The sequence below is a fragment of the Alcaligenes sp. genome (assembly GCF_050255915.1).
GTDB classification, from domain to species: domain Bacteria; phylum Pseudomonadota; class Gammaproteobacteria; order Burkholderiales; family Burkholderiaceae_B; genus Alcaligenes; species Alcaligenes aquatilis.
The window spans coordinates 363240-375224 of sequence record NZ_JBFWIQ010000003.1; the positions used below are offsets into that span (position 1 = coordinate 363240).

9 protein-coding genes are annotated in these 11985 nt (G+C 50.6%); 2 read left to right on the forward strand and 7 right to left on the reverse strand.

Translation table 11 applies throughout. From position 1 onward, the window contains the following. Window positions 1-333 precede the first annotated feature (333 nt). From AB7E06_RS05715 to AB7E06_RS05725, 3 genes are all read right to left on the reverse strand, one after another. The gene (locus AB7E06_RS05715; protein WP_321216510.1) at window positions 334-1341 is read right to left on the reverse strand and encodes a hypothetical protein; all 1008 of its coding nucleotides are present in this window, start codon (window positions 1339-1341) and stop codon (window positions 334-336) included. 458 nt (window positions 1342-1799) lie between these two features. Beyond that, complete coding sequence (locus AB7E06_RS05720; RefSeq protein ID WP_427955636.1) at window positions 1800-2555, reverse strand: hypothetical protein; 756 nt, start codon at window positions 2553-2555, stop codon at window positions 1800-1802. A gap of 260 nt (window positions 2556-2815) precedes the next feature. Then, a complete protein-coding gene (locus tag AB7E06_RS05725; protein ID WP_321216512.1) occupies window positions 2816-3727 on the reverse strand; it encodes a putative phage abortive infection protein in 912 nt (303 codons plus the stop codon). 402 nt (window positions 3728-4129) lie between these two features. On the opposite strand from AB7E06_RS05725, the gene AB7E06_RS05730 reads away from it, so the two are divergent. Together AB7E06_RS05730 and AB7E06_RS05735 are read left to right on the forward strand one after the other, a co-directional pair. Then, a complete protein-coding gene (locus tag AB7E06_RS05730) occupies window positions 4130-5788 on the forward strand; it encodes an ATP-dependent nuclease (protein ID WP_321216513.1) in 1659 nt (552 codons plus the stop codon). After that, window positions 5781-6989, forward strand: coding sequence for a UvrD-helicase domain-containing protein (locus AB7E06_RS05735; RefSeq protein WP_321216514.1), 1209 nt, complete (start codon window positions 5781-5783; stop codon window positions 6987-6989). Before AB7E06_RS05730 ends, AB7E06_RS05735 begins: the two co-directional genes overlap by 8 nt. Before the next feature lie 196 nt (window positions 6990-7185). On the opposite strand, the gene AB7E06_RS05740 is transcribed toward AB7E06_RS05735, so the two are convergent. Genes AB7E06_RS05740 through AB7E06_RS05755 form a run of 4 tightly spaced genes read right to left on the reverse strand, consistent with a single transcriptional unit; the run spans window position 7186 to window position 11984 of the window. Then, window positions 7186-8814 (reverse strand): conjugal transfer protein TraG N-terminal domain-containing protein, encoded by a 1629-nt coding sequence (locus AB7E06_RS05740; protein WP_372406321.1) that lies wholly within the window; start codon window positions 8812-8814, stop codon window positions 7186-7188. Window positions 8815-8828: 14 nt separating this feature from the next. Continuing rightward, window positions 8829-9230, reverse strand: coding sequence for a hypothetical protein (locus AB7E06_RS05745; protein WP_254001850.1), 402 nt, complete (start codon window positions 9228-9230; stop codon window positions 8829-8831). Further along, complete coding sequence (locus AB7E06_RS05750; RefSeq protein WP_372406318.1) at window positions 9227-10618, reverse strand: integrating conjugative element protein; 1392 nt, start codon at window positions 10616-10618, stop codon at window positions 9227-9229. Before AB7E06_RS05750 ends, AB7E06_RS05745 begins: the two co-directional genes overlap by 4 nt. A gap of 19 nt (window positions 10619-10637) precedes the next feature. Beyond that, window positions 10638-11984, reverse strand: coding sequence for a TraU family protein (locus AB7E06_RS05755; protein ID WP_026482545.1), 1347 nt, complete (start codon window positions 11982-11984; stop codon window positions 10638-10640). Between the last annotated feature and the right edge of the window lies 1 nt (window position 11985).

An 11985-nucleotide genomic window follows, 5' to 3' on the forward strand; every position in this document is an offset into this window, starting at 1 on the left:
TATATGAAATATGCTCTGAAGCTAGCTCGACATGGAAGTATTTTTTTTGCAAGGGTGATGTGGATCGGGCTAACGCTCGTGTTTGATTTTGTTCTATTGCTAATAAATTCAAGCAATCAAAAAAATTTGACCAGTATGGCAGCTCCAGAGGTCCCCGATCCTTTGGATCGTGGGCATCCCAACTGGAAGCTTTACTGGGGGGATCATGAGTGACTAAGTTTTTCCTCAACGACTGTTTTCGGCCAGATGCGGCCTGTGGCGTCAGATGGAAGCGGACGCTCAGCGTGAGGTAACCGGACTATGGTAGGTTTGCGTTGACCGGAATGTTAGATTTCATCCGCCTTCCACTCTCGCATCGACATCTGCGACAGTCATTGTCGTGAGCTTCCTAGTCACAGGGTCGATGTGAAACACGCAATTCCACGAACGCGGGAGCTGATCATTCACCATCTTGACATCCGCAGGACCGCTGCCTAGATCAAGGATGGCATCAAAGAGTTCTCCGCCAAACAGCGAAATGTAGGCAACCATATTGCTGTCATGTGGGAAGACCGCAAGTGTGTGTCGTCCCCCTTGGATGTCGAACAACCTCGCGATGTCGGAAGGAATTTTTCCGACGGTGGTCCCCTTCATAGGCAACGTGCTAAGTCGAGCACTTTCGCAAACGAGGCATGACCTCAGAACGTCGGCCTCTGCACTGAATGCCCAGCTCTTGCCGAGAGCGAATGCGCCAAGTCCAAGCGCCATCTTAATGAGTCCTCGCGACCAAGGCACAAAGAATGCATCACACCCGAAATCCATCCGGAAGTGAAGCGTCTCTCCGCTTTTTTTCGTCGCTGCTGCGATCGCGTCTTCAAAGGTGGAAATTGGTTGAAGCTGATCGCTTAGAACAGTCAATCCCTTTCGGGAAGCCTTGGCGATCAGTCCCGTAACCGCCCCCTGTAGTCGGTCCTCGCTGCCAGCGAACGCGACCTTTCCTGTGTCGATGCCCCCGCTGGCGCTGATGCCAAAGTCGGCATATACGTTCTCACCGTAGGGAAAGACGATTTTGCAGTCCTTCTCGAGTTCTGGGCAGTTACCCTTGAAGACGATGTCCGGCACCGTTCCCGAGTAGCTCTTCAGTCCGAGTTGATGGCGCTTGAATCCTGTAATCGGCAGGGCAATGAACGGCGCGTCGATGTCCCGTCCCAATTCATTGTTCGCCTTTTTGGAACAGTATCGAATGCCGAAGGAGTCGCAGCCCCCTAGCGAGTACGGCACGATGTGCTCAAGTGATGCTGTCCGATCGTTTGCAGGGACATCGTCATTGAGTTCCACATACGTGTAGAGACATCGTTCCATTAGCACTCCAGATGAATCTTACGTGAAGTATCCAGCAAAACCTGTGACGTAAACTAGACCGTGCAGAATACTCTGAATACTGATGTACTTGTTGAAGATACTTGCAGTCTAGGCTTGCAAGGGACGGCCTGCCCGAACGTCCAAGTATAAAAATCCCGCAAAACCCGGTCTATAGCTTTCGCGTAGGCAGACACCGGGATTTCCAACAGAAGTGTGCAGCAACTCAATTGCAGCTTCCATGTGGCGCTTTTCAACGGCGGCTTAGGGTCGGGTTTCAGCCCCCTCCGAGCTTTGGTTACAATCGGCCAGAAGCGGCCCTTCAGCCAGTCGCGATAGATAACCCCACACTGTCATCAGAAGGTGGAGTGTGGGAGATGAGTGGAGCTACCGCAAAGCCAATGCGGTTCAGAGAGATAGTTCGCAAGCCCCACGTAGGTTTTTTTCATTTACTTAGGCGATCACGTCAAAGTACTCACGTATGCCTTGTACTCCTCCGCTTCCAAGCTTTTTTCCTCGGGTGTCATGAGGCGAAACCGAAATCGTCCGACGTTATGCCGCTCATACAGCGCAAGCAGGTATTCAGGCAATGCCAATACACCAAGATCGTGCGCGTTGCCAAGCACTGCCAAGTTCATGAAGAAGAAATTCGGCTGAGCTTTCACTATTTCCAGCAATTCAGGCAATGGTTTGTCCATAGCTCTCCGAGAGCAAAACTCACCCTTCACATACTGAATATCGAGCGCCAGATTTTGAGCATTCTGTTTCAGAAAGCAGTTATTTACCTCGCACACGGCTTGCCTTTCTTCGCTCTCTGGGAGAGGCTTAACTCCCTCAGGGACACCGTGAGGCAGAATTTTAACAGTACCTTGTTTCGAGCAAGCAACCGCAAACTGCTCAAACGGGGCTATTAAGACTTTATTTCTGGCTCCAGCCGCTTTGACAAGCTTCTTCATTCTTTCGTCGTGGCGACCATCATAGTCATGGCTGCGGACGAATATTACTTGCCTGATGGTTCCATACTTTTTTATTAGTTTTTCAATTTGAGAAAGCTTTAATTGCTTGGAGTCATGAATAAGGATCGTCGCCTTCATGCACAGAAAAATCTCAATAAGGCAGCTTTCTATTTTGTCAGTGAATATCCCTTTTGCATCGTCTTTTGTTTCAATGATGCCCACGCCATCCTGACCAATTTCTACGTATCCCTTGAACGACATTTTATTCACGCTCCTTTTTAATGGCTTTATTATATCCGACCACGAGCGCACCACCCGCACTTTCGCTCCGAGGGGAAAGTATTAAGTTTGGTCTAGATTGACTGCCGGTTGCTCTGCTATGTCGGCCACTCGACTTTCTGCGTTCGACCGTCCGCTTCGGGTCGACAGCAACAATTCATGATAGGCTGTTTCCGGCCAGACGCCGTCATCGGTGAGTCTAAGAAGCGATCGCTCTGAGCGACCGTTGAAGGAGATCCGTATTAGCGATTTTTTTGGCGCCGAGGAAGCCGCCGAAGAAAAACCAATGACCAATTTCGAACTTGAAAACGGTGCATTTTGACTGTTTCGTGTGCAGTGCTCTCCCACTCAAAATTTACGTAGGGAAAGCGTTCTTTAATTTTGAAAAGCTGATCAAAAGTAAGGAAGAATGCGGGAATGTTTTTAATTGGCTTGTATTTTTCTACTAATCCAGTTCTTTCCCATTCAGCCCCTAAATGCGACATGATATTTAATGCCAATACGGCTTGCTCATAATTCGACAGTTTTGATCGCAGAACTTTACCCAAAGAAAGTTTGTCTTTATTTGAAAGTTTTGAATTCTCTATAAATGCATAGGCGGAAAAAAGATTTCTGAAGTAGTGCGATAACCGTAACTGATGCCCACTAAATTGGCGTCGTTCTGATTTATTTCTCTGTCTTTCAGTATGTATGTCACCAAATAGTTTTTGTATTTTTTCAGCGCCGTAATTTTGTAAAACTGCCTCGGATGAAAGATGCGCACCAAAAAACATACACGTATAGGCAATGTCTACTCTTGCCGAGATTGGCCAGGCAAGGTCACTAGCTTCGATTCCTCTTGTCAGTTTATAAATCACATAAAACTCACTCAAAATCGAAGAAAAAGTATCCCTTCCTGTTTTGTTTCCTATCCGAAGGGACTGAACAATCTCCTCGTGAGTTCTCATCATTTCCGCGAAAACCTGGTATGTTTTTGCTCGGTAGTCCATGCGCCGCGACCACCAAAAGGTCAGAAATACCCCCAAAACTGTCACAGCTGTAAAAAGTGTTCCCCACACACCACCAATGTAGTCTCCGAGTAGGCCGTAATACTGCATGGGATCGTGTCCCGGTGATGGCACACCTTGACGAGGGATAAAACTACTAATATCCATTTGTTTTACACCTAACGAAATTAATGCAGAATAAAGGAGGCCGTGTCTAGCGCTTGCACTCCAAATTGGTAAGGTAGATTTTTTGAAATGGCTTACGGTCTACCTATATTCGCAGCTTTTAATCAAAAATTGACTTGCATGAAATGTAACATTATCGACCTGGCTGCGTCTCGACAGGCTGTTTTTGGTCGTTTTCCAAAAGACTGCTCAGGGTCGATTTTAGCCTCCTCCGAGCTTTGGTTACAATCGGGCAACAGCAGCCATTGTATGTGACTACGATTCAAAACTTCTCTAGATGGTCTTCTTTCATTGATAGCTATATGGACAGCACGCTCCACCCGAGGTACGGTTCAATCACTATGGCAAACCTCCATTATTAAGTGATGACTAGAAGGAGTTAGAGTGCACGTTAAATCGATCAAGCTGATCAACTTCAAAAAATTTCGTGACGAGCTTATAGACTTCAACGATGACGTGAATATTTTCGTCGGCGACAACAATGCTGGTAAAAGCACAATCCTGGAAGCATTAGAAATTGTGCTCAATTACAACCATCGTGGACGCCCCTTTAACGGTGAGTTTTCTTCTGATCTTTTCAATCAGGATGCCGTTGCTCAGTTTCTTACCTCAGACTTGAGCTGCAAGCATTTGCCCAACCTGATTATTGAAGCTTACATTGAAGGTGTGCCTGAGTATCGAGGCTCGAACAACAGCCTCAAGGCTGACGCCCAGGGCGTTTTGGTACGCGCCTGTTTCGACCCGTCGCTGGAGGCTGTTTACGAGAGCCACCTGCTGACCAAGCCGAACATCACCAGCATTCCGATCGAATTCTATAAAGTGGAATGGCTTGATTTCGGCTGGAACCCGATAAAGTCGATCGCCAAGAAGTTCAAAGCCTTGTATATCGACCCCACACGTATCCATCCCACTATGGGGAAGAACAAGTATATTTCGAGCATCCTCAACACCGCGTTGGCTAAGGAAGAACTTGTCAAGCTAACCCTCAATTATCGTGAAAACCTGCAAGTGTTTAACAACTCCGGGGAGGTCAGGACTGTCAATGCCAGCCTTGATGCGGACCACCTTATCACTGATAGCAAGCTCACTATTGCAGCAAGTACTTTACCTGCGGGCTCCCTCCAGACCGGCCTGCAGCTTGAAGTCGATGATGTGCCATTTCACTTCATTGGCAAGGGTGAACAGAGCAATGTGCAGATCAAACTGGCCATTCAGAATAAATCCCACGACATCGATTTGGTGATGATGGAAGAGCCCGAAAACCATCTGTCTCACACCAATCTGAACAAGCTGGTGCATTACATTGAAACCCAGCGGGGAGACAAGCAGTTGTTCTTGACCACCCACAGCTCATATGTGTTGAATAAGTTGAGTATCGACAAGATTTGTCTCGTGCAGTCAGGCTACAAAAGGCTGCATATGCTAGACCCCAAAGTGGTGAAGACTCTCAAGCGTCTCCCTGGCTACGACACCTTGAGGGTGGCATTGTCGGGCAAGGTTATCCTGGTCGAGGGGCCGTCGGACGAACTGGTGCTTAAGAAAATCTACCAACGAAAACATAACCGACTGCCTGAGGAGGACGGGATAGATATCATCGTGGTACGCGGTGTGGGGTTCAAGACGTTCATCGAAGTAGGTAAAGAGATTGGCACCAAGATCCATGTGCTCAGGGATAATGACGGCGACTATGAAGGCAACGTTGTGCAAGGACGTCTGGAATACGCTGCCTTCCCTAATATCCAACTGTACTCGTCGATGAACAACGCCGAGTTTTCGCTTGAGCCAGCGATGATTTATGCCAATGCAGTTGACATCAAAACCCTTGACGCTTTCGCGAAGGCGGTCTTGTCGACGGCAACCTTCAATATCTACGACGCAGAGGTCTCTCTGGAGGATCGAAGGGAGTATTTGATCAGTTGGTTTAAAAGCGTAAAGGGTAATGGTAAAGGCGCTCGAAAGGTCGACTCGGCGGTTAAACTGTTCGATGGCACACTGGACTTCAAGTATCCAGCCTTCCTGGACGAGGTGCTCGACTTTGGCTAACGAACTCTGGGTAGCGGGTGCAGGATCAGGGAAAACGCACAAAATCATTACTAAAGCAATTGAGGCCATCAAGGCTGGTGGGCGTGTCCTTGTAGTCACCTATACGACCAATAATCAGGCAGAGTTACGTGCCCGTTTTGTTGAGATGTACGGTGCTAGCAGTGAGCACTTCGTCGTCAAAGGTCTGTTCTCTTTTTATCTGGAAGATATGGTACGTCCCTATCAGAGCGTGGTATTTCCAGATCGGATCAAGACTATCTCGTTCACTGAGAATAACCCTCATTTGATACCAGGTACAACTTACTATATTGAAGGCAGAGCTGAAAAATCAGAAGACGGCACCATAAATCCGCTGCATTATCTGACGCCCTGCAAGACCAAGGCATACTCCGGATTGTTGGCAAAGCTCGCGACCCGTATTGCGAAGCTATCCAAAGATGCCCCTGCCAAGCGGCTGAAAGAGATTTATGAAAGGGTTTTTTTTGATGAAGTACAGGATTTGGTTGGTTGGGACTATGACGTGATCAAATCACTCAACAAGATCATGGTCGACTCGATCTGTTGTGTCGGCGACTTTCGACAGACAATCTACACCACGACGTTCGGCCATAAGGCTCCGCAGACGCCTCAACAGAAGGTCGAGTACTTCGTCGGCAAAATGAAATTCGAAAAACATTCGATGCCGAAGAATCGCAGGTGCATCCAAGAAATCTGCGACCTCTCCGACATGATCCACGCTGGGCTGTATGACAAGACGGTATCGGGCGTCGAGAAAGTGCCAGACGCAATATCGCATCACCATGGCACCTTCATAGTGAAGCAATCTCAGATGAACGATTACTTGGCAGCATTTCAGCCCCAAGTATTGCGCTGGTCGTCGACCACCGGCGCTGGATACTTACCGGGTAACCTTAACTGTTACACGTTTGGTTCCTGCAAAGGCTTAGGCTTCGATCGAGTACTTGTAATCCCGTCAGAAAAACATCTTAAGTTCGTTGCCGGGAATGCTAAGGTGTTCGACAATGATAAAACGGAGGAGTCGCGAAACAAGCTATACGTCGCTATCACCCGCGCGCGCTATAGCTTGGCCTTCGTCGTCGAGGACAGGAAGGTGAAAGGGCTCCCTTACCCCGTATGGGATGGCGCTGGCGCGCCCACTGCAGCGATTGAAAAGAGAGGCCCAGAGGCTGGCAAATCATAGATGTCGAGATAGATCAAATGCCCTATGTCTCATAGGCATATCGTATGGTTGCAGTTTAGTGTACTTTCTATGTCACCCATAATTTAGCCAGGCCAAGTCGGGCCCGATAAAAATAAAGTGGAGTTTAAGGAATCGTAACGGCTTCCTAGAACCATAAATACGTTATGTCTGCTTGGCCTTATTAAGCAATTAGATTTTACTTCTTTCCACCAAAGATCTTCCCTAATAGCGGGACGCGTCCCGAGCTGGCAGCAGTGTTACCCCCATCACTCATCACTCTTTCTATACCACCTGCTACTCTCAAACCAGCCCACGCCATCACCGAAGACCAAATGATCGGTAATCCGACATACAGCGACAGCAATATCGTATTTAGAACCATTCGTTTGTAGCCCGCTGGAATCGCTCCTTTGCCGATCATCATGGCTTCTTGAACAAATATATTGCCCAGAGCGCCAGGGTACATGGCGTTGATGAGGTGACCGTCGATCCAGGTGGCGATGTACCACATCGATGCCCACATCTTGATGGTAAGAATGGCCATAGCACCTAAGAACAACACCCGAAGATTGAAGCCGCTGACTAAGGTGGCCAAGGGAAGAAAAGCGTAAATACCCATGAGGACCAATGCTTGAATCATGGGTAAAGAGGTCACTAATGGCATCCATGCCATGCTGGCCATGAAAGCTGCGCCTCCTACACCGAGCGTGCTCCCAGCGCCTGTTATGGTTCGACCTGCGACTGTAGCAGCGTCATAAGGGTTCCCCATCATTTGGTCAAAATCAACAAAGACGGGATTGGCTGCGGTTGATGCTAGCCGAGCCACTTCATCCTTTTGCTTATCGAACGACGTAAATGTGAGGACGTTCGCCGCTCTAGATGCGAACGCTCGAACACCTGGGCTGCCATCGATCAGCTTTTCTCGCAGTTGATCCTCCCACCATTGTTTGCAGGTTGGGCGTCCAAACTCTGGGTTTACTGCGCCGGTGACTTGTGGATCCACGTCGCTCGATGGGTCGTAGTACTCCGTATCGCGGGAGTAATCGATCGCAAAACCAGTTACTGGTGCACGACTGCGCATGGAGGCGTAATACCCAGGTTCAGTTCTGAAAAACTGGCTGCCCATCCAATCCACATCGGTAGGCCCATAGTCGGCATTGGATTCGGCCAAGATCGAGGCACCTGATGCACTGATTCTGCTGCGATCGCTGCGCAAATACTGACTGCGTGCCGGGATAAAGCATTCGCTGTAGAAGCGTTGCACATCACCGAGCAAGGCGGGGTCTTCGATTGTGGCATTCTTGGCCATATCCTCCAGAACCCGCATATCAGATCCGGAATTATTCATGCCATTGCGAAAGGCATTGTTGATCCCAGAGCTGATGGACATGATGGAGTACCACCATAGGGGCACGTTACTCAGCCCGCTGGCTTGGCTCATGCTTCCATCAATAGCATCGCGTAGTGCCGTATCGTAGGTGCTGCCACTGGCTCCAGGCGTTGCCTCTACAGGGTTAGGGTTATCAATCGAAGGAGGAGGCACGTACGACAAGCGCGCATACGTTAGGCTTGTGATGGGCGATGTGAAAAAGCAGACCGACATCACAAACAACATGACGATGAGCTGCGTTTGTACGCTTTTGATGACACCCATAACGCCGATGTCTTGCATTCCCCGCTGGCCAGCTTCGCGCCAGGCATTGAGGATTACCACAAGAAAGGGGATGACGACCAAGCCGGTGCCGGTCACGATCTCGCCAAAAATATTGGCAAAAGCCCACCCGTAGAAAGTGGTGAAGAGCTCAAGATAACTGTCTAGTTGCATGGCGTATTCCCCAGCTAAGCCGCAATGAGCGCTGTCATCCAGCGCCAGATGCGGTCAAGGCCAATCGGAATCAAAACTAAGTACAGCGTGGCAAATGCCGCCACCTTGCGGCGGCTGGCCAGCACGGCGTCATATTCGAATCCTTGAACAATATGTCTGGCTTGGAGCCAGCGCACGACGGCTGGCCAGCGCCAAATAATGAGTAGTGCTGCCAGACATTGCGCGATTGCTCCAATATCTCGTACTGACGATGTCCCCTCAAGAAGGCTCAGAAGTTTATGTTCCTGTCCGATAAACGACTGCGCTAGTGCGCCGAGCAGCCCAATGAGCAACAGAAATCCGGCCAAACCGATGGCGAGCCATATCAGTGCTCGCCACAGCCAGCTGCGTTTTTTGGTGAGAGAGACTTGTGTCATAGTCCAGGCACCCGTCCACCCACTGCTGGGGCAGGATCAACAGGGTTGCCACCCGGTACGTTCAGTGATTGTGTGTCAATGGCGGACTGGGTGTTGATGATCGACAATGCCGTCTGGGACGTTAGATCCTTGCGGATCCGAGCCTCATACATCAAGTCGTCAATGTAGCCACTTAAGCGATCGACCGAGGCCTGGGTGTTTTGGATGGCATCTCCTGCGGCCGTCACCTCCGGTAAGGTCAGACCTGTCATCAACACGCTACGCGCCACCAATGCTTTATTGATCACCCGGTGCATCGCCATTTCCTGAGCAATGCGGTTCACAGCGATGCTGCGGGTGTCAGGCGGCATCGCCCGTAATGAGTCAAGCAACTGGGGAGATACGGCAAAGCCAGGAGCTGAGATTTCTGCGAGATCGGCATAAGTGGCCGAGTTCGATGGGTTGGCCATTGCCTCTAGCTTAGGCTGGACGAAATCGACTTCGGCTTCATATTTGGGCCCCAGTCCGCTGGAGGTGACGACCGTGGTTGGGGCGGGGCAGTGATGCTGGCCGCAGGTATAGACCTTATGATCCCCCAGGACTTCGGTTGTCCATTGGGCAAGTTCTGCCGGCGATTTAAACGCACGAACCAGGCGAGAGTTTTTCTCGGCAGGTGAGTTACTGTAGTCCGTGGTCTCTGATGCTGTGATTGGTTTGTTGAGGGTAGCGTTATAGCCTGCCACAGAGAGATCTCGCACCGGCTCAATAGGTCGGCCTCCTACACCCCCGGCATTTTGGCCAAAGACCCATGGCACTCCAGCTTTGTTCGCCTCTTCATTTTTCTCAATGTCGATTTTCGCCTGGTAAATATCGCCTTGCGCAGAGGCCTTGATCTTCCAGCCTTCGCCTTTGGCCATCTTGATCCAATCTTCATAGGGGTTCTGGCCCGCTTTGACCATGGCCTCCATCTCTTCGCAGGATTTAAGGCTGGCCCCAAGCAGGAGATCCACTTTTTGCGAATAGTTTTGGAAAATCTGATACAGGCCTGGCTGTGCCCGTTGCAAGACGTACAAGGGGAGGGCAGCGATACCAGATTGAATCGCCCCAGTCACCGTCTGGCCCAGATTGTTGAGGTTGTTCATGATGTTGGCCCAAGATAGGCCTATATCAAACTTGCCACATGAATAGTTCAGTCGAGCATTTCCTCCAAAGCCTAAGTTGTGAGCGACCTGGCCGCGATAATTTGCAGAGCCGCCGGGCGAGCCGCCTCCCATTCGGTAATACAGCGAAGAGCCGCGTACGGGTTGCGCGTAGGCGTCGGGCATCACGCACATGGAGGTCAACGCAAGAGCCAGCATCATGGCGGCTGGTTTCAAGCGCAGTGTGAACGGGCGTTGTGGTTGTTGCATAGATATTCTCGTCCTTCGCTTAAGGGATGCTGTATAAAAACTCACCACGGATGCGGCAGCAGTCATAGTGGTTCCACATATTCCACATATAGCCATCGGCACCATCGGTTTTGTAATCGCCAAAGCTGGCCAGGCTCATTGAGTCATCTGCACCAAAGGTCATGCAGGACCGCTGAGCGCTCGGATAGATCATCTGCCAGGTAGTGGGCTTGGAGGTGGGGAAGTACTTGTAGCCACTACCGGGTTGCAGACGCTTGTAAATGTGGGGCTGTGCCGATTGCGAGATGATGCTTCCGACACGCGTGGCCAGCACGGCGGAGGCCTTTACTGGGTGTGACTGCACAAGCTCGCCGTTACGTGGGTATATAGGCCCCCAGGTAGTGGAAAGGGGCGAGGTGCTTACTTCCCCTGTACCAGGCACCCATGATTGGGGGTAGAGCATCTCTAGCGGCCAAAAGCCTCGCCAGCTCATCGCGTCCATGTCTGACTGAAAATGCAGATTGAACACCGACGCTGAGCCGGGGCAGAACATCTCAGATAGCCCACCGGAGGCACCCAGGCGCTGAGCGATCTGCACCATGTCTCTGATTGGCCCAAGATCTGCACCCACCATATCGACGCCGGACAAGCCAATGGCTTGGGTGCTAACGCTTCCACCAAAGACATTGCCCAAATTTCCAATTGATGAGCTCAGCTCGCCAAGTTTTGCCGGAAATGCAGAGACGGAGGAAATGATGTCTGCTGGTGCATTGGCCATGGCACGGGCTGCTTCGATGAATTCGTTGCCCAGCTGTTGGGGGACTTGCCGCCAAGACTGCGCGATACGAGGCAGTTCTGTGCGAGTGAAAGCCAACAATTCGCTATAGCCCGGAAACTGGAATGAACTGCCAAAGCTGGGGATGTAGCCGCTGGCGATGCTGGCAATCAAGCCTGCGGGGTTACCAATGGCGTCCGCACTTTTATAGGTAGTCACCTCTGTGCCCTCGCGCTGTGTTCCTGCTGATGCGTCGATCGGGGCGCCGACTACGGCTGATCCCACTGAGGATATAGCTGTCGCCAATGGCTTACCCACCTCAGCCCAAGGGTGAGCCAGAGGATCGTTGTAGGTGCTGATCACGACATCGGGCACGTAATGTGCAACCCGAACCGACGTCCGGATGAAGCAGCCAATGAGCGGGATGCAAACCAGCCAGACGCAAATGCCTTTGACCTGATAGGATGTGCAACTGGGTAATGCTGCGACCGTATTGGTGACGACGCCCGCCGTGGTTGTGGCAGCTGTTGCTGGAACAGGCCGCAGTGCGGTTGCCAGCACCAGCAAACTAATCGCCAGCATGTGCCGAAAGCGCAAAGTAGTGATTGACATG